Annotated in this window: 19 protein-coding genes and 1 pseudogene; 19 read left to right on the forward strand and 1 reads right to left on the reverse strand. The window is 63.1% G+C overall.

Going from position 1 to position 24,636, the window contains the following annotated elements:
• The first annotated feature begins 414 nt into the window (after window positions 1-414).
• The 11 genes from rsmH to murC all read left to right on the forward strand — a co-directional run bounded on the left by rsmH (window position 415) and on the right by murC (window position 15,024).
• Window positions 415-1,410, forward strand: a complete 996-nt coding sequence (gene rsmH / locus V1294_RS11870; protein ID WP_334497254.1) for a 16S rRNA (cytosine(1402)-N(4))-methyltransferase RsmH — start codon at window positions 415-417, stop codon at window positions 1,408-1,410.
• A gap of 2 nt (window positions 1,411-1,412) precedes the next feature.
• Window positions 1,413-1,805 carry a cell division protein FtsL gene (gene ftsL, locus V1294_RS11875; RefSeq protein ID WP_334497256.1) on the forward strand — a complete coding sequence of 131 codons (393 nt, stop codon included), beginning with the start codon at window positions 1,413-1,415 and terminating at the stop codon, window positions 1,803-1,805.
• Window positions 1,802-3,553 carry a peptidoglycan D,D-transpeptidase FtsI family protein gene (locus V1294_RS11880; RefSeq protein WP_334477938.1) on the forward strand — a complete coding sequence of 584 codons (1,752 nt, stop codon included), beginning with the start codon at window positions 1,802-1,804 and terminating at the stop codon, window positions 3,551-3,553. Before ftsL ends, V1294_RS11880 begins: the two co-directional genes overlap by 4 nt.
• Window positions 3,554-3,604: 51 nt before the next feature.
• On the forward strand, window positions 3,605-5,065 hold the full coding sequence (locus V1294_RS11885) for a UDP-N-acetylmuramoyl-L-alanyl-D-glutamate--2,6-diaminopimelate ligase (protein WP_334477939.1): 1,461 nt from the start codon (window positions 3,605-3,607) through the stop codon (window positions 5,063-5,065).
• On the forward strand, window positions 5,062-6,459 hold the full coding sequence (locus V1294_RS11890; RefSeq protein ID WP_334497258.1) for a UDP-N-acetylmuramoyl-tripeptide--D-alanyl-D-alanine ligase: 1,398 nt from the start codon (window positions 5,062-5,064) through the stop codon (window positions 6,457-6,459). Before V1294_RS11885 ends, V1294_RS11890 begins: the two co-directional genes overlap by 4 nt.
• Window positions 6,460-6,643: 184 nt before the next feature.
• The gene (gene mraY, locus V1294_RS11895) at window positions 6,644-7,750 is read left to right on the forward strand and encodes a phospho-N-acetylmuramoyl-pentapeptide-transferase (RefSeq protein ID WP_334477943.1); all 1,107 of its coding nucleotides are present in this window, start codon (window positions 6,644-6,646) and stop codon (window positions 7,748-7,750) included.
• A gap of 10 nt (window positions 7,751-7,760) precedes the next feature.
• The gene (murD, locus tag V1294_RS11900) at window positions 7,761-9,161 is read left to right on the forward strand and encodes a UDP-N-acetylmuramoyl-L-alanine--D-glutamate ligase (protein ID WP_334497260.1); all 1,401 of its coding nucleotides are present in this window, start codon (window positions 7,761-7,763) and stop codon (window positions 9,159-9,161) included.
• Window positions 9,162-9,388: 227 nt separating this feature from the next.
• Window positions 9,389-10,726: a DUF5107 domain-containing protein gene (locus tag V1294_RS11905; protein WP_334497262.1), complete on the forward strand. Its 1,338-nt coding sequence runs from the start codon at window positions 9,389-9,391 to the stop codon at window positions 10,724-10,726.
• A 418-nt stretch (window positions 10,727-11,144) separates the two neighbouring features.
• Entirely contained in the window at window positions 11,145-12,296 is a 1,152-nt protein-coding gene (ftsW, locus tag V1294_RS11910; RefSeq protein ID WP_334477948.1) for a putative lipid II flippase FtsW, read from the forward strand.
• A 65-nt stretch (window positions 12,297-12,361) separates the two neighbouring features.
• The gene (murG, locus tag V1294_RS11915) at window positions 12,362-13,462 is read left to right on the forward strand and encodes an undecaprenyldiphospho-muramoylpentapeptide beta-N-acetylglucosaminyltransferase (RefSeq protein ID WP_334497264.1); all 1,101 of its coding nucleotides are present in this window, start codon (window positions 12,362-12,364) and stop codon (window positions 13,460-13,462) included.
• Between the two features lie 158 nt (window positions 13,463-13,620).
• Window positions 13,621-15,024: a UDP-N-acetylmuramate--L-alanine ligase gene (gene murC / locus V1294_RS11920; protein WP_334477950.1), complete on the forward strand. Its 1,404-nt coding sequence runs from the start codon at window positions 13,621-13,623 to the stop codon at window positions 15,022-15,024.
• An 11-nt stretch (window positions 15,025-15,035) separates the two neighbouring features.
• Here the strand turns inward: murC and V1294_RS11925 are convergent, their stop codons facing one another.
• A complete protein-coding gene (locus V1294_RS11925; RefSeq protein WP_334497266.1) occupies window positions 15,036-16,415 on the reverse strand; it encodes an aminotransferase-like domain-containing protein in 1,380 nt (459 codons plus the stop codon).
• 340 nt (window positions 16,416-16,755) lie between these two features.
• Between V1294_RS11925 and V1294_RS11930 the strand changes: the two genes are divergently transcribed.
• The 8 genes and pseudogenes from V1294_RS11930 to ftsA all read left to right on the forward strand — a co-directional run bounded on the left by V1294_RS11930 (window position 16,756) and on the right by ftsA (window position 24,554).
• The gene (locus V1294_RS11930) at window positions 16,756-17,334 is read left to right on the forward strand and encodes a peroxiredoxin (protein ID WP_334497268.1); all 579 of its coding nucleotides are present in this window, start codon (window positions 16,756-16,758) and stop codon (window positions 17,332-17,334) included.
• 4 nt (window positions 17,335-17,338) lie between these two features.
• A complete protein-coding gene (gene trxB, locus V1294_RS11935) occupies window positions 17,339-18,331 on the forward strand; it encodes a thioredoxin-disulfide reductase (RefSeq protein WP_334497270.1) in 993 nt (330 codons plus the stop codon).
• 46 nt (window positions 18,332-18,377) lie between these two features.
• A complete protein-coding gene (locus V1294_RS11940; RefSeq protein ID WP_334497272.1) occupies window positions 18,378-19,658 on the forward strand; it encodes a benzoate/H(+) symporter BenE family transporter in 1,281 nt (426 codons plus the stop codon).
• A 366-nt stretch (window positions 19,659-20,024) separates the two neighbouring features.
• Window positions 20,025-20,948, forward strand: a complete 924-nt coding sequence (murB, locus tag V1294_RS11945) for a UDP-N-acetylmuramate dehydrogenase (RefSeq protein WP_334497275.1) — start codon at window positions 20,025-20,027, stop codon at window positions 20,946-20,948.
• Entirely contained in the window at window positions 20,948-21,940 is a 993-nt protein-coding gene (locus V1294_RS11950) for a D-alanine--D-alanine ligase family protein (RefSeq protein WP_334497277.1), read from the forward strand. Before murB ends, V1294_RS11950 begins: the two co-directional genes overlap by 1 nt.
• 75 nt (window positions 21,941-22,015) lie before the next feature.
• Window positions 22,016-22,285, forward strand: a pseudogene (locus tag V1294_RS37950) (D-alanine--D-alanine ligase); the annotation flags it as partial.
• Window positions 22,252-23,238: a cell division protein FtsQ/DivIB gene (locus tag V1294_RS11955; RefSeq protein ID WP_334497279.1), complete on the forward strand. Its 987-nt coding sequence runs from the start codon at window positions 22,252-22,254 to the stop codon at window positions 23,236-23,238. The pseudogene V1294_RS37950 and the gene V1294_RS11955, both read left to right, overlap by 34 nt.
• Window positions 23,235-24,554 carry a cell division protein FtsA gene (gene ftsA, locus V1294_RS11960; protein ID WP_334497282.1) on the forward strand — a complete coding sequence of 440 codons (1,320 nt, stop codon included), beginning with the start codon at window positions 23,235-23,237 and terminating at the stop codon, window positions 24,552-24,554. The genes V1294_RS11955 and ftsA overlap by 4 nt, the downstream gene beginning before the upstream one ends.
• The last annotated feature ends 82 nt before the right edge of the window (window positions 24,555-24,636 follow it).

Here is a 24,636-nt window from a genome sequence, read left to right on the forward strand (position 1 = left end):
CAAGTGTATAGAGCTTCGGTTCTGATTGAATCAGAACCGAAGCTCTAAATTCTCGTTTTGACGCGTTTTCTTCACGCGAACCGGTACCCACTTCGCTCGAAAACGCTATAGAAGCGCACAAAACTCGCAGCCGATCATCAACGCTTTCTTAACGCTAAGTGCCGTTACTAAGTGGTGAAGAGCCGAACCGGGTTGGGGACGGCCGAGGCCCTCTTTCGCGCTCGAAATGCCATGGCAACCCAGCAAATTCCGTCCGGAAATGAGGGGAAGCGAGGCCGGGCTCGATGCGGCAATCGTGCCTGTTCGCGGCTTTTTGGCCGGAAAAGCCCGGCGAAGCGCAAAGATTTGAGGCGCAATGGGCCCGTTCGCGTCCATCTTCCATTTTGCAGGCTGGAATACGCTGGAGGACGGCGCATGAGCCCGGCTGCGCCACGCCATATCTCCGTTCTCGGCCACGAGGCGGTCGAAATGCTCGCTCCGCGTGACGGCGGCATCTATGTCGACGCGACCTTCGGCGCCGGCGGCTACAGCCGCGCGATCCTCGCTGTCGCGGGAACCCGGGTCATCGGCATCGACCGCGACCGGTCGGCAGTTACCGGCGGATTCGATCTGGTCGACCAATCGGCCGGCCGGCTGACCTTGGTCGAGGACCGATTCTCCAACCTTGCGGACATCTGCACGGCGCAAGGCATAGCCGAAGTGGACGGCGTCGTGATGGACGTCGGCGTTTCCTCGATGCAGCTCGACCAGGCCGAGCGTGGCTTCTCGTTCCGGCTCGGCGGCCCGCTCGACATGCGGATGGGCCATGACGGGCCGACGGCGGCGGATGTCGTTGCGAAGGCCTCCGAGGCCGATCTCGCCAACATCATCTATATCTTCGGCGAAGAGCGCCATTCCCGCGCCGTGGCGCGCGCCATCGTGGCGGCGCGGAAGGAAGCGCCGATCACGACCACGCAAGCGCTGGCCGATATCGTCGGCAAGGTGGTGCGCAGCAAGCCGAACGAAATTCATCCGGCGACGCGCACGTTCCAGGGCTTGAGAATTTTCGTCAACGCGGAACTCGACGAACTGCATCTGGCGCTCGTGGCAGCCGAGCGCGTGCTGAAGCCCGGCGGGCGGCTGGTGGTCGTGTCGTTTCATTCGCTGGAAGACCGCATCGTCAAGGATTTTTTCAACGCGCGCGGCAAGACCGGCGGCGGATCGCGGCATTTGCCCGAACTGGCGCAGGCCGCACCGAGTTTTCAGATTCTGACCAAGCGTCCCATTACGCCCGGCGAAGCCGAAGTGTCTGCCAATCCACGCGCGCGTTCCGCAAAACTGCGCGCCGCCGAGCGCACCACAGCGCCCGCTCATGCGGCAGACCGCCTGCCAGCCTGGCCCGTTCTTACTGATGTGATGAGGGGAGGCTGACCATGCGGATCATCCACCTCTTCGTCATCGGCGTGCTGGTGTTCGCGGCGGCCTATGTCTATCGGATCAAGATGGAATCGACCTCGCGCGTCGAGCGCGTGCTGCGGCTCAACGCAGAGATCCGCGAGCAGCGCGACGCCATCGCGGCGCTGCGCGCGGAATGGGCCAAGCTCGATGCGCCGCTGCGGCTGCAAGGGCTCGCCGAGCGCCATCTCGGCCTGAAGCCGCTCAACGCCACGCAATATGATCAGTTGAAGAATTTGCCGGAACGGCCGCCGGCCTTTGCAAGGCCCGGTGCGCCCGATCCGATCGGCGCGATGATCAATACCATCGAGGCCACCGCCGATGCGCCGCCCACAACCGGGTCGGTGCCCGCGCCGGGAGATCGGCAATGACCGGCCGGGCGCTCACCAACATCAAGCGGCCCGCGGAGCCGTGGCGGCAGCGGCTGATCCGCAGCCTGCTCTACGGGCGCAATGTCGATCGCGCCGTCAAGGCGCGGGCCCGGGTAGGATTGGCCATCCTGCTGTTCGCGGCGATCTATGCGGTGCTGGCCGGACGTCTGGTGATGTTCGCGGTCGGCGCCGACAGCCACGGCGCGCGCCGCGCCGGCTCGCAGGACGCGATTGCGACCGCGCGGCCTGATATCGTCGACCGCAATGGCGAGGTGCTCGCCACCGACGTCAAGGCGCCGAGCCTGTTCGGTGAGCCCAGGCGCATCATCGACAAGGACGAGGCGATCGAACTTCTGACCGCGGCGCTGCCGGACCTGGATACAATAGAGGCGCGCACACGCCTGTCGTCGCGCAAGGGTTTTGTGTGGCTGAAGCGCGAGATCACGCCGAAGCAGCAGCACGACATTCACAAGCTCGGTATTCCCGGCATCGGCTTCCTGCGCGAGAACAAGCGGGTCTATCCGACCGGTGCCGCGGTCGCGCATCTGATCGGGCTCGTCAACATCGACAACGCGGGCATCGCCGGGATGGAGAAGTGGCTCGACAATAACGGTCTGGCCGATCTGCACCGCGCCGGCTTTGCCACCGACCGCCTGCAGCGCCCGGTGGAGCTGTCGATCGACCTGCGCGTCGAGCACGCGCTGCGCGACGAATTGCTGAAGGCGAAGGAAAAATACAAGGCCAAGGCAGCGTCCGGCCTCGTCTCCAACGTCCGGACCGGCGAGATCGTGGCGCTGGTGTCGCTGCCGGATTTCGATCCCAACAATCCGAAAGAGGCGCACGACCCCGAGCGCATCAACCGCCTGACCACGGGCGTGTTCGAAATGGGCTCGACCTTCAAGGCGCTGACGCTGGCGATGGCGCTGGATTCCGGCAAGGCCAACCTCAACACGCTCTATGACGGGCGCGGGGTGCTGAAGTTCGGCAAGTTCACCATTCACGACACCCACCCCGTAGGCCGCTCGATCACGCTGTCGGAAGTGTTTACGTTTTCCTCGAACGTCGGCGCGGCCAAGATCGCGCTGGCGCAAGGCGTCGAGGCGCACAAGGCGTTCCTGAAGAAGCTCGGCCAGATGGACCGGTTGCGCACCGAACTGCCTGAAAGCGCCTCGCCGATCGTGCCGAAGCGCTGGACCGAACTCAACACCATCACGGCTTCCTTCGGTCACGGCATCGCGGTGGCGCCGCTGCAGGCGGTGATGGGCATCAATGCCTGCATCAATGGCGGCCTCCTGATTCCCCCGACCTTCCTCAAGCGGTCGGAAGAGGAGGCCAGGGCCATGGCCAGGAAGGTGCTCCGAACCGAAACCTCCGACAAGATGCGCTATCTGATGCGGCTGAACGCCGAGATCGGAACCGCCAAGAAGGCCGACGTGAAGGGTTACTATATCGGCGGCAAGACCGGCACCTCGGAAAAGGTGGTCAACGGCCGCTATTCCAAGAAACAGGTGCTGAACTCCTTCACCGCGATCATTCCGGCCGACAATCCGCAGTACCAGCTGCTGGTCATGCTGGACGAGCCGAAGGCGCTGCCGGAAACCCACGGCTTCATCACCTCGGGCTGGAACGCGGTGCCGACCGGCGGCAAGGTGATCGCCCGCATCGGGCCGCTTCTGGGCATCGAGCCGCGCTTCGATCTGCCGCCGTCCGACCGCCTTATTCTTGCGGCATCGAGGACAACCCAGTAAGGCGTAATATCACGCACGCGCGCCTCACTGCGCCGGCCGGACTGGAACACGATGAAACTTCGCGACCTCTTCAGCGATGACGCTGCGATCGAGCCGCAGGCGGAAGCTGTCGATGTGAAAGGCCTTAGCGTCGACAGCCGCGCGGTGAAACCGGGCGACCTGTTCTTTGCCATTGCCGGCAGCAAGACCGACGGTTCGCGCTTCGTCGATTCGGCGATACAGGCGGGTGCGGTCGCGGTAGCCGGTGACCATGCGCCGCCCGGCGGCCTCCGCGTGCCGTTCGTCGTCGCGCCAAATCCGCGCCGCGCGCTAGCGCTGGCGGCGGCGCGATTTTATCCGCGCCAGCCCGCGACAACAGCGGCGGTGACCGGGACCAGCGGCAAGACGTCGGTCGCCGCCTTCACGCGCCAGATCTGGGAACGGCTTGGCCATGCTTCCGCCAGCATCGGCACCATCGGCCTCGTTTCGCCGAAGCGCACGGTCTACGGCTCGCTGACGACCCCGGACCCGATCGCGCTTCACAAGCAGCTCGACGAAATCACGGGCGACGGCGTCACGCATCTGGCCTTCGAGGCATCCTCGCACGGGCTCGACCAGTTCAGGCTCGACGGCGTGCGCATTGCCGCCGGTGGTTTTACCAATCTGACGCGCGACCATATGGATTATCATCCTGACGTCGCGCATTACCTCGCCGCCAAGCTGCGGCTGTTCCGTGAGCTGGTGGCGCCGGACGGTGCAGCCGTTATTTCGGCCGATCATGATTGCTCACTGGAAGTGATCGAAGCGGCGCGGGTTCGGGGCTTGCGGATCATCGCCGTCGGCCGCAGTGCTGATGAGGCACGCGAGGGCATTCGTCTCGTCGATGCCGCGGTCGAAGGTTTTGCGCAAAAGCTCACGCTCGAATATCGGGGGCGCAAGCGTATGATCAAGCTGCCGCTGGTCGGCGAATTCCAGATCGAGAACGCGCTGGTTGCCGCCGGGCTCGCGATTGGCACCGGCAGCGAACCGAACGCTGTGCTGGCTGCGCTCGAACATCTCGAAGGCGCAAAAGGGCGGCTGGAGCGGGTCGGCGAACATAATGGCGCGCCGATCTTCGTCGACTACGCGCACAAGCCAGACGCGCTGGCGAAGGCGCTGCAGGCGCTGCGGCCTTATGCCAAACGCAAGCTCGTCGTGATCTTCGGCGCCGGTGGCGACCGCGATGCCGGCAAGCGCCCGATCATGGGCGCGATTGCGGCCGAGAATGCCGATCAAGTCATCGTCACCGACGACAATCCGCGCAGCGAGAATCCGGAAACAATCCGCGCCGCCATTCTGGCCGCGGCAAAGGGCGCAACAGACATCGGCGATCGCACTGAAGCGATCAGGGCAGGGATAGCGGCGCTGCAGCCCGGCGACGCGCTCCTGATCGCCGGCAAAGGGCACGAGACCGGCCAGATCGTCGGCGACAAGGTTTTGCCGTTCAGCGATCACGAGGCGGTGGCCGCCGCGCTGGCAGCGAGGGTGGCATGAGCGCGACGCCATTGTGGACCATTGCCGAAGTCGCGCGCGCGCTCGGGCTATCGGGGGAATTTGCCGATACGCCGATTGATTTCGTCACGCAGGACAGCCGCCTGGTGAAATCGGGCTGCCTGTTCGTGGCGTTGAGCGGCACGCCAAGCGGCGGCTTTATTTCCAGCTTCGCCAGCGCGCGCGACGGCTGGGAATTCGCCGACAAGGCGGAAGCGGCCGGCGCGGTCGCGATGATCGTTCCGCATCGGATCGACGGCGTCAGCATTCCGCAGTTGATCGTCAAGGATACGCTGATCGATGGCCTGTGGCGGTTGGCGCGCGCCGCGCGGGCGCGGTTTGCCGGACCGGTGATCGGCCTGACCGGCAGCGCCGGCAAGACCAGCACCAAGGAATTCCTTGCCGCGTATCCTGCCGCCTATGCCAGCCCGAGCAGTTTTAACAATTTCTGGGGCGTGCCGCTGACGCTGTGCAATGCCAGCCCCGAGGCGAGCGTGTGGGTCGTCGAAATGGGCATGAACCAGACCGGCGAGATCGCGCGCCTCAGCGAACTGACCCAGCCTACGGTCGCACTGGTCGTGAACGTGCAGCCGGTGCATCTGGAAAAGCTCGGCAGCCTGGAAGCGATCCGGCGCGAGAAGGTAAGCATCGCGCAAGGCTTACTAAGACAAGGCCTGCCAAAGGACGGCGTGCTGGTGCTGCCCGGGGATGTCGAGGCGCCGGAATGGAACGGCAAGGTCGTTCGCTTCGGCGAGGGATCCGGGGTACGGGAACTGAAGCATGCAGCCGAGGGCGAGAGCTGGAACGTCGCCGCAGAGGTGAACGGCAAGCAAGTCGAGTTCGGCTTGACGCCGGGCGCGCCGCACCGTCTGCAGAATGCATTGGCGGCGCTGGCGTCTATTCATGCCGCCGGGCTTAATGTGGCGGCGCTGGCCAAAGAGCTCGGCCATGTCGGCATCATGACCGGCCGCGGCGTCGAACAAACCGCCGATGGCGTCACCGTGATCGACGACAGTTTCAACGGCAATCCGGCCAGCATGGTGGCCGCGCTCGGCAGCCTGAAGGCGCGGCCGGTGAAGGCCGGCCGGCGCATCGCCATTCTCGGCGACATGCTGGAACTGGGCGCCGATGCGCCTGCCTATCACGAGAAGCTCGCCGGCGACCTCCCGGGCATCGACGGCATTTACTGCGTCGGTCCGCTGATGCGCCATTTATATGGTCTGGTGCCGGCGGAGCGGGCGCTCGGCTGGCATGAAGACCCGGCCACGCTCGATCCCCAGGAAATCGCCGCCTTGCTGCGGGACGGGGATGTGGTGGTCGTCAAGGGCAGCAAAAAGATGTTCTGGGTGAACAAGTTTGTGCCGAGGCTGCTGGCCGCCCTGCAGGCAAAGGCGTAAACTGGCCGTATTTGGCGGGTGCGTTGTTTCCGCGTGGCATGATTCGTCAATACCCCATGCATGACCAAGATTTGCTTGGTTTGACGATGAAAACGATTATCAAGGCGTTCCCGGAACGAAGGCGTTCCCGGAGCGCTTCCCGCCAAAGACGGCGTAACCAAGCCGCGTGATAGGGCCGACCTGAATGTTTTACTGGCTGATCGAGCTTTCCAACACCGTCCCGGGTTTTGGCATCTTCCGCGGCTTCTTCAACGTGTTTCGCTACATCACCTTCCGCACCGGCGGGGCGATGGTGACGGGCGCGCTGTTCGTATTCCTGTTCGGGCCCTGGATCATCGATCATCTGCGGCTCCGGCAGGGCAAGGGCCAGCCGATCCGCACCGACGGCCCGCAATCGCATCTGATCACCAAGAAGGGCACGCCGACGATGGGCGGGCTGATGATCCTCTCGGGCCTCGTGGTCTCGACGTTGCTGTGGGCCAATCCGCTCAACCCCTACGTCTGGATCGTGCTGGCGGTGACGCTCGGCTTCGGCTTCGTCGGTTTCTACGACGACTATCTGAAGGTGACGAAACAGAGCCATAGTGGCTTCGCCGGCAGGCTGCGGCTGTTGATCGAAGCGGTGATCGCGATCGCGGCCTGCTACGCGCTGGTACGGCTCGGCCGCGATGCGACCTCGACCTCGCTTGCGGTACCCTTCCTGAAAGACGTGGTGATCAATTTCGGCTGGTTCTTCGTGATCTTCGGCGCGTTCGTCATCGTCGGCGCCGGCAACGCGGTGAACCTGACCGACGGCCTCGACGGGCTTGCGATCGTGCCGGTCATGATCGCCGCCGCGAGCTTCGGCATGATCTCGTATCTGACCGGCAACGCGGTCTTCTCGGACTACCTGCAGATCAGATATGTGGCCGGCACCGGCGAGCTCGCGGTGCTGTGCGGCGCGGTGCTTGGCGCCGGCCTCGGATTCCTCTGGTTCAATGCGCCGCCGGCTTCGATCTTCATGGGCGACACCGGCTCGCTGGCGCTCGGCGGCATGCTTGGTGCGACGGCGGTTGCGGTCAAGCACGAGATCGTGCTGGCCGTGATCGGCGGATTGTTCGTGCTGGAAGCCGTCTCCGTGATCGTGCAGGTGGCCTCGTTCAAGCTGACGGGAAAACGCGTGTTCCGGATGGCGCCGCTGCATCATCATTTCGAGCAGAAGGGGTGGACCGAGCCGCAGATCGTGATCCGGTTCTGGATCATCTCGGTGATGCTGGCGCTGGCTGGCCTCTCCACGTTGAAGCTGCGGTGAGCCGCGCGCGATGATCTCCGTCACCTCTTTTGCGGGCAAGGCGGTCGCCGTCTTCGGCCTCGGCGGTTCCGGCCTTGCGAGCTGCCGCGCGCTGAAGGCCGGCGGCGCGGAAGTGATCGCGGGCGACGACTCTGCCGACAATGTCGCCAAAGCGGCGCAGGCCGGTTTCACCACCGCCGATCTGCGCACGGTGTCGTGGTCGAATTTTGCGGCGCTGATTTTGACGCCCGGCGCGCCGCTCACCCATCCGGCGCCGCATTGGTCGGTGCTGATGGCGCGGCAGGCCGGCTGTGAGGTGATCGGCGACATCGAATTGTTTTGCCGCGAGCGCCGCCGTCACGCGCCGGACGCGCCGTTCGTTGCCATCACCGGCACCAACGGCAAGTCGACCACAACAGCGCTGATTGCGCATCTGATGAAGGTCGCCGGCTACGACAGCCAGATGGGCGGCAATATCGGCACCGCGATCCTGTCGCTGGAGCCGCCGCGCATGGGGCGGGTGCATGTGGTCGAGATGTCGTCGTACCAGATCGATCTGGCGCCTTCGCTCGATCCGTCGGTGGGGATTCTCCTCAATGTCAGCGAAGACCATATCGACCGCCACGGCACGCTGGAGCATTACGCCGCCGTGAAGGCGCGGCTGGTTGCTGGCGTGCAGCCGAAGGGTACCTCCATCGTCGGCGTCGATGACGGCTGGTGCCGCAACATCGCCGACCGGCTCGATCAATCAGGCAAGCGCGTGGTGCGGATCTCCGTAAAGAACCCGCTGCCCGACGGCGTCTACGTCGAGCGCGAAACCATCGTGCAGGCCTCCGGCGGCGCGCGTCGCGAGATCGCAAGGCTGGGCGGCATCGGTTCGTTGCGCGGTCTGCACAATGCGCAGAACGCGGCCTGCGCGTCGGCCTGCGCGCTGGCGATGGGCATCTCGATCGATATTTTGCAAAACGGCCTGCGCAGCTTTCCAGGGCTGGCACACCGCATGGAGCAGGTGGGACGTCGCGGCAACGTGCTGTTCGTCAACGATTCGAAGGGCACCAACGCCGATGCCGCCGCACACGCGCTGTCGTCTTTCGCCGATATTTTCTGGATCGCCGGCGGCAAACCGAAGCAGGGCGGTATCACCGGTCTCGCCGAATATTTTCCGCGCATCCGCAAGGCCTATCTGATCGGCGAAGCCGCGCAGGAATTCTCCGGCACGCTCGGCGAGCGCGTGCCGCACGAGATTTCCGAAACGCTGGATGTCGCGGTGGCCAATGCCGCACGCGACGCCGAAGCCTCTGGGATCGCCGATCCGGTCGTGCTGCTGTCGCCGGCCTGTGCCTCGTTCGACCAGTACCGCAATTTCGAAATCCGTGGCGCCAGGTTCCGCGATTTGGTGACGGCATTGCCGGGCGTCAAGCCGGTGGTGTGAGGATGCGGATCGCGTAGATGGGTAGAGCGCAGCGATACCCATCGCTGCGGTGCTGGATTGATGGGTTTCGCTGCGCTCTACCCATCCTACATCCTGCTCCTTCGAGGGCGTCGTAAATGGCAATTCATGCTCCCTCACGTAACCTTGTTCGTTTCGCGGTTGCGGTGCTTTCGGCGACCGTTGCGCTTCATGCCGTCGCAGGTACGGCTTCGCTGGCGTCTGATGGCGTGTCGCTCAGCGAGTCGACGATTTCGTGGAGCACTGTCAAATACGCGACCTCTGCGGAGAACGGATTCGTCGGCGGGTCGCTCGACAAGAAGACCATCGTCGATCGCACGTTCAAGACCCACGTGCTCGAGAATCGTTATCTGAAGGTAACGCTCGTGCCCGAATTCGGCGGTCGCATTCTTTCCATCGTCTACAAGCCGACCGGCCACGAACAACTTTATCGCAACGAGGTCGGCGTCCCCTATGGCATGACAGCCGGCGTCTTTTATTACGACTGGCTGATGGTGTATGGCGGCATCTTCCCAACCTTCCCGGATCCCGAGCACGGCAGGACGTGGCTGAAGCCGTGGGATTTCAAGGTCGTGAAGGAGAGCGCCGGCGAAGTGACGGTGTCGATGTCGATTAAAGATGATTTCGCGTATCCCGCAGCGCCGGCGCAGTTTTTCAAGGAGGTGACGGGTATCGAAGCGACTTACTACGTCACGCTCAAAGCCGACCGCGCCGCGCTCGATGCGCGCGTGGTGCTGAGAAATCCGCAAGCCCGGACGATCGACTACGAGTACTGGACGTGCACGACGCTCGCGCCGGGATCGGACCCGAACAACCCCAAGACGACCGGCGGCGCCGAGATCATCGCGCCGATCCAGGCCTACAGCACGCCCCGCTGGTCGGCCAATCTGTCCGAAGGCGACGAGAGTGCAGGCGCGGGCAGGAGCCGTTTCGAAAAACTGCGCCACTTCAGGAACTGGCCGACGATGGGCATCGCATACGCGGCGCCCGATATGCAGGGCGGGAATTTCTGGGGTGTGATCAACCACGATAACGAAGAGGGGATCATCCGCATCGCCGACAACACGGTCACACCGGGCCTGAAGATGTGGACGTGGGGATTTCCGTCGTTCACGAACGAAACGGATGCACGCAAGGACCCGAACGAAGTGCGGCCTTACGTCGAATTGTGGGCCGGCGTGTCGGACCAGTTTTTCCACCGCGCCCAGCTGCCCGCGCAGGGAGAGGTATCTATCCCGGAGACCTACAGCCCGACCGTCGGCATGAGCAATGTGACGGCCGCGAACGAGAATATCCTGATCAATCTCTCGGCTGAGGCAGCGAGCGTGAATCTTCAGTTCTTCAGTATCGAACCGGCCATGCTGTTGCGCGTCAGGTTGAGACGCGGCGATGCGATATTGTTCAACGACGCCGTGACAGCCGACCCGAAAAACGGAAATCGCATTTCCGTAGGGGTTCCCGCCGGCGGCAGCGGCGAGCAGGTGCGGCTGACGATCACGACCCCGGAAGGCAAAGAGCTGATCGCGGCCGAGACAAAGATAAAGTGAATGGTTGCCAACCGGAAATCGGGCGTTTCGGTGCCGTTGCGAAACCGATCACCTCATAAACGCCAATTGATAGGTTCGCTCGCTCCGTCCAAAGAGCTGTCGTCACCCGCGAAGGCGGGTGATCCAGTATTCCAGAGGCGTCAGCGATAGAACCGAAATGCCGCGGCGTACTGGATACCCGCCTTCGCGGGTATGACGACTACTCGTGAGGAGCCACTACGCTGTCATAAATGATAATGGTCTCATTAACGCTTTCTCGACGCTGGCCATTTCTCAACCAAACTTGATGGGTATCGCTTTCGCTCCACCCATCCTACGCACCGTCGCCCGATCCCTCAAAAGTTACCGTCCCCATTAACCCCCCGTAAACCATCCTGCTCCACCAATGGGCGTTACCTCTGCCATTTTGGGGACGCCCATGCTCGCCCGTGACCAACGCACGCCGTTTTCGGACTGGTGGTGGACCGTGGATAAGCTGCTGCTCGGCGCGATCATGGCGCTGATGCTGGGTGGCGTCATCCTGTCGCTGGCGGCGAGCCCGCCGGTGGCGACGCGGATCGGGCTCGATCCCTTCCATTTCTTCGGCCGGCACGTGCTGTTTCTGCTTCCGTCCTTGATGGTGCTGATCGGGGTGTCGTTCCTGTCGCCGAAGCACATCCGCCGCCTGGCGCTGCTGGTATTCGTGGTCTCGATCCTGCTGATCGTGGCGACGCTTGTCTTCGGCGCAGAGGTGAAGGGATCGCGGCGCTGGATCACGCTGCTTGGCGTCAACATCCAGGCTTCCGAGTCCGCAAAGCCCGCTTTCGTTGTCATGGCGGCGTGGCTGTTTGCGGAATCGACCAAGCGGCCGGAAATGCCGGCGACGTCGATGGCGATCGTGCTGCTGCTGACGCTGGTGGCGCTGCTGGTGATGGAACCGGATTTCGGCCAGACCATGCTGATCCTGATGGTGTGGGGCGCGCTGTTCTTCATCGCGGGCATGCGGATGATCTGGGTGGCCGGCCTTGCCGGCGTCGCGGCGGCCGGATTGTTCGGCGCCTATCTTCTGGTCCCGCACGTCGCGGGCCGCATCAAGCGCTTCATCAATCCGGCCTCCGGCGACACTTTCCAGGTCGACATGGCGATGGAAGCCTTCTGGAACGGCGGCTGGTTCGGGCTCGGACCGGGCGAGGGGATTGCAAAACGCAGCCTGCCGGACAGTCATACCGACTTCGTGTTCGCGGTGGCCGCCGAAGAGTTCGGCATCATTCTCTGTCTGGCGCTGGTTTCGCTGTTTGCCTTCGTCGTGATCCGGACGCTGACACGCGCCTATTCGAGCGAGGACATGTTCGCGCGCTTTGCGGCGTCGGGGCTTGCGATCCTGTTCGGCGTGCAGGCCGCGATCAACATGGCGGTCAATCTGCAACTGATTCCCGCCAAAGGCATGACGCTGCCCTTCATCTCCTATGGCGGCTCGTCGATCATCTCGCTGGCTTACGGCGTCGGCATGATGCTGGCGCTGACACGGCAACGCCCGCGTACCGAGGTGGAATCGATGAACGCGGCCGGCGTGTCGCGCGGTTACGCGTAGAACCTTATCGATTCTGAAAACGCTATGGGGCGTGACTAGCCTCGCCGCGTCGGCTATTTGAAGCCATGGACAACGCACCTCTCATTCTACTCGCCGCCGGCGGCACCGGCGGTCATCTGTTTCCCGCCGAAGCGCTCGGCGTCGAACTCATCAAGCGCGGCCTGCGGGTGCGTCTGGCAACCGACGACCGCGCGCTGCGCTACAGCGGCCTGTTCACCCGGGATAATATCGATGTGGTGCCGAGCGAGACCGTGCGCGGCCGCTCGCTGGTGGCGCTGGCGCGCACCGTCTACACGCTTGGTTACGGCACGCTGGTTGCTGCCAGGCTGGTGCGGCGGCTGAAACCTGCCGCCGTGGTCGGCTTCGGCGGCTATCCGACGCTGCCGCCGCTGATGGCGGCAAGGCTGCTCGGCGTGCCCGGCATCATTCACGACGCCAATGCCGTGCTCGGCCGCGCCAACCGCTTTCTCGCCCGCCGCGTCAACGCCATTGCCACCTCGCTGCCGGGCGTGCTCGATCGCGATCCTGATCTCGCGGGCAAGACGGTGACCGTCGGCACGCCGATGCGGCCCGCGATCCTCACGGCCGCCGCCGTGCCGTTTGCCTCTCCCGAACCGAACGGGCCGCTGCGCCTGCTGGTGGTAGGCGGCAGTCAGGGCGCGCGGGTCATGAGCGATATCGTGCCGGGCGCCATCGAAAAGCTGGAGCCGATGCTGTGGAGCCGCCTGGTTCTCACTCAGCAGGTGCGCAAGGAAGACATGGGGCGGGTGCGCGCGATCTATGAGCGACGCAGGGTCAATGCCGAGCTCGCGCCGTTCTTTTCCGACCTGCCGGCGCGGCTGGCGTCCAGCCACCTCGTGATCTCGCGCTCCGGCGCCGGCACGGTGGCGGAACTCGCCGCGATCGGCCGGCCTTCGATTCTGGTGCCGCTGCCCGGCGCGATCGACCAGGACCAGTTCGCCAACGCCGGCGTGCTGGCCCAGGTGGACGGCGCGCTGCGAATTCCGCAAGCAGAGTTCACGCCGGACCGGCTGGCCGCGGAAATCTCCGCCTTCGCCGCCGAACCCGCTCGGCTGACCGCGATGGCATCAGCCGCACGCAGTGTCGGCAGGCTGGATGCTGCCGAGCGGTTGGCCGATCTGGTGATGAAAGTGGCCGGAATCTAGGCCGTTGCGTGCAAAATTGCCCCTTGTCATGCCACGCGAAAGCGGGGCATCCAGTACCCTGCGGTGCCTGATTTGAGCCTCGGCTTCGCGGGATACTGGATCATCCGCTCCCGCGCGCAATTGCGCACAAGGCGGATGATGACGATAGGGGATACTCCATGAGACTGCCGCGCGAGATCGGACCCATTCACTTCGTCGGGATCGGCGGCATCGGCATGAGCGGCATCGCCGAGGTCTTGAGCAATCTCGGCTATACCGTGCAGGGCTCGGACGCCTCCGAGAGCGGCAATGTCGCGCGGCTGCGGGAGAAGGGGATTACGGTTTCGGTCGGCCACAAGGCCGAGAATGTCGACGGCGCCGACGTGGTGGTGGTCTCGACCGCGATCAAGCGCGACAATCCCGAATTGATGGCGGCCCGCGCCCAGCGCATTCCGGTGGTGCGCCGGGCCGAAATGCTCGCCGAACTGATGCGGCTGAAAAGCTGCGTCGCGATTGCCGGCACCCATGGCAAGACCACGACGACGACGATGGTGGCGACACTGCTCGATGCCGGCGGTCTCGATCCGACCGTGATCAACGGCGGTATCATCAATGCCTATGGCTCCAACGCGCGGCTGGGCGCGGGCGACTGGATGGTGGTCGAGGCCGACGAGAGCGACGGCACGTTCCTGAAGCTGCCGTCCGATGTCGTGATCGTCACCAACATCGATCCCGAACATCTCGATCACTTCAAGACTTTCGAGGCGATCCAGGACGCATTCCGCAATTTCGTCGAGAACGTCCCGTTCTACGGCTTTGCCGTGATGTGCACCGATCATCCCGTGGTGCAGAGCCTCGTCGGCAAGATCGAGGACCGCCGCATCATCACCTATGGCGAGAATCCGCAGGCCGACGCGCGGCTGGTCGACCTGACGCCGACCGGCGGCGGCTCGACATTCAAGGTCGTGTTCCGCAACCGCAAGACCGACGCCACCCATGAGATATCAGACCTCATGCTGCCGATGCCGGGGCGGCATAACGCCTCGAATGCCACGGCGGCGATCGCGGTGGCGCATGAGCTCGGCATGTCCGACGAGGCGATCCGCAAGGCAATGGCAGGTTTTGGCGGCGTCAAGCGGCGCTTTACCCGGACCGGGGAGTGGAACGGCGTCACCGTGATCGACGATTACGGCCATCACCCCGTCGAGATATCAGCCGTCCTTAAAGCGGCGCGTGAATCCACCAACGGCAAGGTCATCGCCGTGGTGCAGCCGCATCGCTTCACCCGCCTGCAATCGCTGTTTGAGGAATTCTGTACCTGCTTCAACGACGCCGATGCGGTCGTGGTCGCCGAGGTCTATCCGGCCGGCGAGGCGCCGATCGAGGGCATCGATCGCGATCATTTCGTGCTCGGTCTGCGCGCCCACGGCCATCGCGAGGTGATCCCGCTGCCGAATGCGGGCGAACTCGCCAAGGTGGTTCACGGTCTCGCCGGCACCGGCGACCTCGTCGTCTGCCTGGGCGCCGGCAACATCACCCAATGGGCCTACGCCCTGCCGGGCGAGCTGAAGGCGTTGGGGTGATGGCCGGTCTGTCAGACAACCGATAATGCCTGGTGCGCGCCGGCATCGACGATCGATTTCAGCGTATTCAGTGCTTGGTCGAGCCGAATGATTGACTCGGCGGCGCCCAAGCATATCCGGACGCCGTTGATAGGATGATGGCCGACGATGACAGCCTCGGTGGGCGTGATCGTAATTCCGTGACGCTTCGCCGCTGCCACGAACTCGGAAGCTCGCCACCGCTCCGGCAAATCGAGCCAGACATGATAGGTCGCCTTCGGCAAAGCGAATATGTTCTTTCCGAACAGCTTGCGCACGAGAGCCACCCGCGCGATGGCTTCCTGCCTTTTTGCCTCGATGAGCGAGTCGGCCGTGCCGTCCTCGATCCACCGGCTGATGATTTCCGCCATCACGGGCGTCGCCATCCATGCGGTCGCCCTTACGCCTGACACCATACGATCCATGTATTGAGGGGGTGGCGACACGAAGCCGATGCGTAAACCCGGCGCCAGGCTCTTCGAGAAGCTCCCGACGTAGAAGGTCCGCTCCCGGGCGTATTCGGCGATCGGATCCAAGCGCTTGTTCAAGAGGAAATCGTACACGTCTCCTTCGATCAGGTGGAGCGCATGCCGCTCCATGATGTCCGCTATCGCTCGCCTGCGGGATTCCGGCAAAACCGTCGCCGACGGATTCTGCAAATTCGGAATGAGATACAACACGCGGGCGCGCGTCTTCTGGACAAGTTCCTCCAGCTTCTCGGGAATGACACCATCACGATCCAGCGGCGCGCCGACCAGACGCAATTGTGCGAAGTTAGCCAAAGCCTTAATCCCGGCATAGCTCATTGACTCGCATATGACGGTATCGCCGGGTTTGGTCAGCGCGGCGATGGCCAAGGCCATTGCGTGTTGTGCGCCCTGCGTCAGAACCAGACAATCCGGGTCAACGTGACTGCCCTTCCACCATTTGGCGATTGCCTGCCTATGTCTCGCGAGCCCGCTGTGAGGCAGATACTGCATGAGCTGGGAAAGATCGTCCGTCTTCGACAAATCGGAAAGCGCCTTCTTCAAGGCGGCCTCGGACCGACCTGTCGGCGGCAGGTTAAGGCTAAGATCGATTGATCCAAGATCGCCGCGCCCATCCCCGTAGAAGCGAGCGTCCGACTTGTCGGGTGTCCGTACAAAACTACCGCGACCGACTTCGCCAGAAATGAGACCACGCTTCTGCGCAGTCTGATAAGCGCGAGTAACGGTCCCAACGCTGATTCCGAGCTGATACGCGAGTTCGCGCATTGGCAAAAGCCGCATACCGGGCTCCGCGCGACCGGTCTGGATGTCCCGCTCCAGCGCATTAACGAGAGCTTCATACCGCGGCCCCTGGGAAGAGATCTGCTTAGGGATCCAAATTGCCATAAGATAATGTCTCTGTTGTCTCGCTAATACAATGTTGCCGGCCCTTGCTGCGCTTTTCAACGGGCGTTGCGCCGGCCACGGTGTTCGCGGTCGAAGCCGAAGCAGCGAGTCCCCGCGCCCCATCGCACGAGATTCATCCTGAGCGCTTCACCATGACCGACGTTGATTCGGGATGCGCCCGTCCGCAGACCGCGCGGGCCGCCGAAATCCAAAACCGTGAATCGTGCGATGCGAACAGGAAGCGGTGCGGTGCGCAGATTGTCCTAGCGCAATGTAACAATTGAATCAAGAAGCAATATGAGCATAGTTCGTGAAGTTCTTTCAGAGAGGGAATTCGAGCATGAATGCACCACAGGCGGACCGGCTGAAATTGCAAATTCAAACCGGCCAATATGGCGGCGTCCAAAAAACCCATCCGAGGACCAATTCGAGGCCCGGCGACCAACTTCCCCCGCTTGAACTGTGCTCGACCGCCGGGAACACGGTTCACCTCGATCAGCAAGCGCGAAGCAGTCACCTGGTTCTGTTCTTCTATCCAGGGGACCTCGAGGGCCTTCGGTATCAGGAGATGTCGGGATGTACGCCCGAGGCCTGCAGCTTCCGCGACAGCGTGACTGATCTGCGCAAACTTGGTGCGGAAATTTTCGGCGTCAACTTCCACGCCACGTCACGCCAAAAAAGTTTTGTTGCAAGAGAGCATCTCAACTTTCCATTGCTGTCGGACGAAGCCGAGCAGTTGACGGTGGCACTGGGGATTCCTGTGTGGACTACGGAACACGGCGAGCGCTTCGTTACGCGGACCACCGTGATCGTGAGGAAGGGAGGCACGATCGCAGAAATCTTCGACGACGTGCGACCAGACGGGCACGTTGCGGCTGTGTTGGCCGCCGTCGAGAAACTCTCGACTGATGGAGCCTGACTCCATGGACGACTCAGCCGTCGAGCGCGTCTTGATTCTGGGGGCGGGGCCCGCCGGCTACACCGCCGCGGTTTACGCCACCCGCGCAAACCTCAGTCCGCTGTTGCTGACGGGTAGTCAGCCCGGTGGTCAGCTGACTACGACAACCGAAGTTGAGAACTGGCCATCGGAAGTCTCCATCTCGGGTCCTGAACTGGTAGAGCGGATGTACAAGCAGGTGGAGCATCTCGGCGCCCGCATTGTCGTGGATTCCGTGACTTCGGTCGACCTGACCCGGCGTCCTTTCATCTGCGTGGGGGAAAGCGGAACGAACTACCGAAGTGACGCGCTGATCATCGCGACGGGCGCGCGGGCCAGGCTGCTCGGGTTGCCAAGTGAGAGCGAATTTTTCGGGTACGGCGTATCCGCATGCGCCACTTGCGACGGCTTCTTTTACCGAGGCAGGCGTGTCGTAGTGATAGGCGGCGGAAGCGCAGCGGTCGAAGAAGCTCTCTATCTCACCAAACATGCCTCGAAGGTGATCCTCGTCCACCGCCGCGGGACGCTGCGAGCGGAAAAGGTGCTGCAGGCGCGGCTGTTCAACCACCCGCAGATCGAGGTCATCTGGAATAGCGTCGTGGAGGAAGTGATTGGCAGGAAGAGTCCTAGTGCCGTCACCCATGTTAGGCTTCGCAATGTCGATACCCAGGCGCGACAGGATATCGCGACGGATGGAGTGTTTGTCGCCATCGGCCACGATCCGGCCACCGACCTGTTTGCAGGCCAACTCGCCCGCGATGACCACGGTTATCTCATCACCAAGCCGGACTCGACTGCAACCGCAATCCCCGGTGTCTTCGCTGCGGGTGATGTCAAGGACAGGATATTCCGACAAGCCGTAACTGCCGCCGGAATGGGATGCATGGCGGCGATCGAAGCCGACCGCTTTTTGTCGGTGGAACGGGAAAGCCGTGATGCGAACTCCGGAAGTGTCGGGTCGCAGTACTGCTTCGTCTGACCACACGGAACGATTTGGATTATCCAACATCTCAACGGAGGCGCGCATGACTGACACGAAAGCAATTGAAGTTCGAGTATCGCCTGTTGGCAAAGCTGAAGATGGCCGGTGGTCCATCTTCGAGCGCGCGCCCGGTCTGTTGAACGGGCTTCGCTCGCTGTCAGGCGACCTGACGATCGGGACTATCGGGCAGGGACTTGTTGCGGGAATATTCGGAACTGCCGTTTCACTCGTTATCCTCAATGGCGCGACCAAGGCTGGTCTCGGTCCAACAGAAGCGACGTCATGGATTTTCGGCGTCTACTTCATCGGAGGACTCGTAACCATTCTCGTTGCGTTGATCTACAGGCAGCCGATTTCCTTCTCGTGGAGTATTCCCGGGACAGCGCTCGTCGTTGCGGCCCTGAAGGACTATTCGTTCGCTCAGCTTATAGGGGCGTATTTGATCGTGGCGGCCCTTGTCACGACGATTGCCTTGACGGGCGTTGTAGGAAGAATCGTCAAATACCTTCCGTTTCCGATCGTCGTGGCCATGATCGGTGGTATCCTCCTGCAATTCGCCATCGGCGTCGTCGGCGCCAGCCAAGCGCAGCCCGTAATCGTTGGTGCTGCGATCATTGGCTATTTTCTGACGGCGAAGGTCCTAAAGAAGGTGCCCGGCGTGCTCGGCGCTCTCGTCTTCGGAGCCGTTGCTGCATTCCTCGCAGGGAAGCTCAATTTCGGATCGATCGAGCTGCATCTCGTGATGCCAACTGCTACTGCTCCGGACTGGTCGTCATCGGTGATTCTCTCAGTTGCCGTTCCTCTCGCGCTTCTTATCATCTGCGCCGAAAACACGAAGGGCGTCGGTATCCTGTTGTCGGCCGGATATGTGCCTCCGACCAACAGCATGCTTTTCGCCAGCGGGATCGGAACGCTTTTCAGCGGAATGTTCGGGGGACATAATCTCAACGTTGCGGGTCCGATGACGGCGATCTGCTCGAGCCCGCAAGCCGGAAACATCGGCACGCGATATGCTGCGTCGGTGGTTCAAGGTGTCATTTACGTCGCGTTCGGACTGGTTGCGAGCATGGCAGTGAGTACCGTCCGGGCGTTGCCTTCAGAACTCGTCGGGGCAGTCGCTGGGCTGGCGATGATCACACCGCTGGTTGTCGCCTTAAATGCTGCATTTGCCGCCGGAAAATTCCAGGTTGGCGCTCTCGTTTCGCTGGTGGTCGCGAGTACAAGCTTGACGATTTTCGGGATTGGATCTCCCTTATGGGCGCTCGCAATCGGGACGCTGGCTTCGTGGATTGTCGAGCCGGAGTCGTTCCGAGCCGAAACTTAGGTTTGTTGCCCGTCGGAGCGGAAGCCCGAGACGCTCGCGCAAGCCATTGAAATCTCGTTTCGATGCGTTCCCTGCCGTAAGGCCGCCATCCTTTGTGGATGGCGGCCAATTTTTGTCGCGCAGAATTTTGACCGTCATCCGTTATTGTCAGGTGCACATCGGTTCGTCACAAAGCGTTATTGTGCTGGAACAGGAGTTCGCTTAAAAAAATCGCGAAAATGGCTCTTCTAAATAGTTGGTGTCGGTGAAGAAATGGGGTCTGAATTTGAGCCGCTACAATGCACCCGGCCTGCAAAGGAAGGGAACGAAGTGGACAGGCCCGGCGGTGACCAAATTGGTAGGCCGCGACATACCGAGGACGTTTAGTTGACCTTCCCCGACATCACACCCGATCTCAAGACCGCGATGCCGCAACTGCGCGGGCGGTTGCTGGCGAACCAGTCGCTGGCGGAGCTGACGTGGTTTCGCGTCGGCGGGCCGGCGCAGGTGCTGTTTACGCCGGCGGATGAAGACGATCTCGCGTACTTCTTAAAGCTGCTTCCGAAGGCATTGCCGGTCTATGTCGTCGGCGTCGGCTCCAACCTGATCGTGCGCGACGGTGGCATGGCGGGGGTGGTGATCCGGCTGTCGCCGCGGGCGTTCGGCGAGACATCTGCGTCGGGCGATATCGTCAGCGCGGGCACGGCCGCGCTCGACAAGCGCGTGGCGGAGACCGCGGCTGCCGCCAACATCGGCGGCATGGAATTTTTCTTCGGCATTCCCGGCACCATCGGCGGCGCGTTGCGGATGAATGCCGGCGCCAATGGCAGCGAGACCAAGGACGTTCTGATCGAAGCTGTCGGCATCGGCCGCGACGGCACCAGGCATGTCTTCAGCAATGCCGACATGAAGTTCGTCTATCGCAACAGCGGCGTCGATCCTTCCGTGATTTTCACCTCTGCGCGTTTCCGCGGCGCCATCACGGACGCTGAAGCCATTCGCGCGCGGATGAACGAGGTGCAGACCCATCGCGAAACCGCTCAGCCGATTCGCGAAAAGACCGGAGGATCGACCTTCAAGAACCCGCCCGGCAACAGCGCCTGGAAACTGATCGACGCCGCCGGCTGCCGGGGCTTGCGCGTCGGCGGGGCGCAGGTCTCGGAAATGCACTGCAATTTCCTCATCAACACCGGTAATGCTACCGGGCATGATATTGAAACGCTGGGTGAAACCGTGCGCGAGCGGGTTAAAGCGAATTCTGGAATCGAGCTACACTGGGAAATCAAGCGGATCGGAATCGAGCGAGGCTGATGCGGACGACCGTTCTCTTTGGCGGCACCAACAAGGAGCGGCTGGTCTCGGTCGCGAGTGGCCAGGCGCTGCATCGGGCGTTGCCGGAAGCCGATCTATGGTTCTGGGACGTTGCTGATACCGTGCATGAGGTCGCGTCGCAGAAACTGCTCTCTCACGCGCGTCCGTTTGAGGATGAATTCAAACCCGGCAACCGCGGCCTGTCGCTCGAAGCCGCGCTCGACAAGGCGAAATCCGAGGATCGCGTGCTGGTGCTCGGCCTGCACGGCGGCCGGGCCGAGAACGGCGAATTGCAGGCAATGTGCGAACTGCGCGGGATTCCCTTCACCGGCTCCGGCTCGGCGTCGTCGAATCTCGCTTTTGACAAGGTGGCGGCAAAACGCTTTGCGGCCTATGCGGGCGTCGCAGCGCCGGCCGGCGTCGCCCTGGAAAACCTCGACGCGGCGTTTGCGGAATACGGCAGGCTGATCGCAAAGCCGGCGCGGGACGGATCGAGCTATGGCCTGATCTTCGTCAATGCGAAGCAGGATCTCGTCGCCGTGCGCAACGCCGCCAAAACAGAGGAATATCTGATCGAGCCGTTCGTGTCGGGCGTGGAGGCGACCTGCGGCGTGCTGGAGCGGCCCGACGGCTCGGTGCTTTCACTGCCGCCGATCGAAATTGTTCCGGCGGAAGGCGCGTTCGACTACACGGCGAAGTACCTGCTCAAATCTACCCAGGAGATCTGTCCGGGACGATTTTCGCCCGAGATCAGCACAGCCCTCATGGACCAGGCGCTGCGGGCGCACCGGGCGCTGTCGTGCAGCGGCTATTCCCGGACCGACTTCATCGTCTCGGCGAAGGGGCTGGTTTACCTGGAAACCAACACGCTGCCGGGCCTGACCGCCGCATCGCTCTACCCGAAGGCGCTGAAGGCGCAGGGGATCGAATTCCCGGATTTTCTGCGCGACCAGATCGCGCTGGCCGAACGGCGCAACCGGGAACGGGTTTGACCGGCCGACCGGCCAGTTAACAGGCCGTTAACCCGGAACTAACCTCGCCACGAGAATTGTTGCTAAAATCCTAAGAATTACCCGGCAAACCACTCAAAAGACGCGTCAAAACGCGTCACCGGTGCCCCGAATTTACACTTTGTTTACCAGGAAGTCCGAAGGTTAACGCTGGCGGCGCATGTGGCGCTTGGCTGCCGGGGCGTGCGCTGTTCCGACTTCAGATCAGCACCAAGTCCGGCAAAACCGAGGCGTCACATGGGCCGGAACCCGCAAAAACGCTTGCGGGAACAACACTTGGACAGGCTCGTGCAATGGATGGTGCAGGACGCCTCGCTCGGTCGCTGAGATCGCTGGGGCCCCAAGCTGACCTGAAAGCGGCTGCTATTGGAGCGGCCGTGCTGCTGCGCGAGCGGATGGGCCTTCGTGCCCGCGTCCCGGCAAGGCCCGTGATCGATCGTGAGCCGTCGAATCGCCTGGTCCTGCTGGTCGAACGTTACCTTCCGAACCGCGCAGGCGTCGCCTTGACCGTGCTGATGCTGCTCGGCAGCGCAGGCCTGGGCATCGTCAAGGGCGGCCATGTCGACGACTTCATGGTGGCGCTTGACGATACCCGCAATGCGCTGGCCAATTCGGCCGGATTCCGCATCACCACGGTTGCCATCAATGGCCGCAAGCAATTGAGCCAGGACGAGGTGCTCGCGATCGGCGGCGTCAACGGCCGTTCCTCGCTGTTGTTTCTCGACGCCGTCACCGTGCGCGACAGGCTCAAGGCCAATCCGTGGATCGCTGATGCGACCATCCTGAAGCTTTATCCCGGTCAGCTGCAGATCGACATCGTCGAGCGTACGGCGTTCGCGCTGTGGCAGCAGGAGGGCCGGCTGTCCGTGATATCGGAGGACGGCGTGGTGCTGGAGCCCTACGTGTCGCGCCGCTTCGTGACGCTGCCGCTGGTGGTGGGCAAGGGCGCCGACGTCAAGGCCCGCGATTTCCTCGCGCTGCTCGACCGTTATCCGCAGGTTCGCATCGCGACCAAGGCTGCGATCCTCGTCGGCGAACGGCGCTGGAATCTGCGGCTGAAGGACGGCCTCGACATCCGCCTGCCGGAGAACGACGTCGGCAATGCGCTTGCCGTGCTGAGCAAGCTGGACAAGGACGACCGGCTGTTCTCGCGCGACATCGTCGCGGTCGACATGCGCCTGCCGGACCGCTTGACGGTGCAATTGTCTGATGACGCGGCCAAGGCCCGCGAAGAATTGTTCAAGGACAAGAAACCCAAGAAGAAGGCCGGTGACGCATGACCGGCCTCGATCGCAACCAGACCCCGAAGACGCGCCCCGTCGATCATAAGCGCACCGCGCTGGTGGCGTCGCTCGATGTCGGCACCAGCAAGATCGCCTGCATGATCGCGCGGCTGAAGCCGTCGCCGGCGAACGACGCGCTGCGCGGCCGTACCCATGCGGTGGAATTGATCGGCTACAGCCAGATCCAGTCGCGCGGCGTCAAGGCCGGCGCCGTGGTCGATCTCGCCGAATGCGAACAGGCGGTGCGGCAGGCGGTGGCGCTGGCCGAGCGCATGGCCAAGGTCCGCGTTGAGTCAGTATTGCTGTCGGTTTCCGGCGGCCGGCTGCAGGGCCAGCTGGTCGAGGCCGCCGCCGATATCAGGGGCGGCGCCGTTACTGCCGATGACGTCACCCGGGTGACCTCCACCGGCATGCGCCACGCCACCGGCGAGGGCCGCACCGTGCTGCACGCGCTGCCGGTCGGCTACGCGCTGGATGGCGTCAAGGGCATCCGCGACCCCCGCGGCATGGTGGCCCGGCAGTTCGGCGTCGACATGAACGTGGTGACGGCGGATGCCACCGTTGCCCGCAATCTGATGCTGGTGGTCGAGCGCTGCCATCTCAATGTCGAAGCCATGTCGGCGAGTCCTTATGTCGCAGGCCTTTCCGTGTTGACCGACGACGAGGCCGATCTCGGCGCCGCCGTGGTCGAAATGGGCGCCGGATCGACCACGATTGCGACCTATTCGGCCGGCCGCTTCGTTCATGCATCAGGATTTGCGCTCGGCGGACAGCACGTGACCATGGATCTTGCACGCGGCGTCGGCGCATGCATTGCAGATGCCGAGCGAATCAAGACTTTATACGGGACCGTGCTGACCGGCGGGTCCGACGCGCGCGAGTTGATGTCTGTTCCGACTGCAGGTGAGGAACACGATGCACCGCAGATCGTCTCGCGCGCCACGATCGCGAACATCGTCCGGCATCGCGCCGAGGAGATTTTTGAAATGGTCCGGGACCGGCTCGCGGATTCCCCCTTTGCGGCAGAGCCGCGTGCGCGGGTTGTCTTGAGCGGCGGCGCGTCCCAGCTCACCGGCACCGTCGAACTCGCCACCCGCATTCTCAACCGGCCGGTCCGGATCGGCCGGCCGCTCGGTTTCGGCCGGCTGCCCAGCGAGGCCAAGAGCGCCTCGTTCGCGGTGCCGACCGGCCTCCTGGTCTATCCGCAATACGCTCATCTGGAACACGTCGAACCGCGGCATACGCGGCAGCTCAGGACAGGGACTGACGGCTATTTCGGAAAGGTCGGACGATGGCTTCGCGAGGGCTTCTGATGACCGATCCAGTGACCAAACGATTTTCACCAAATGCCGCGGCCGCCGGCCGGGGCGAACCAAAGCGCGCGTCGTAAGAGAG

It is taken from the genome of Bradyrhizobium sp. AZCC 1678 (genome assembly GCF_036924765.1).
Lineage (GTDB): Bacteria > Pseudomonadota > Alphaproteobacteria > Rhizobiales > Xanthobacteraceae > Bradyrhizobium > Bradyrhizobium algeriense.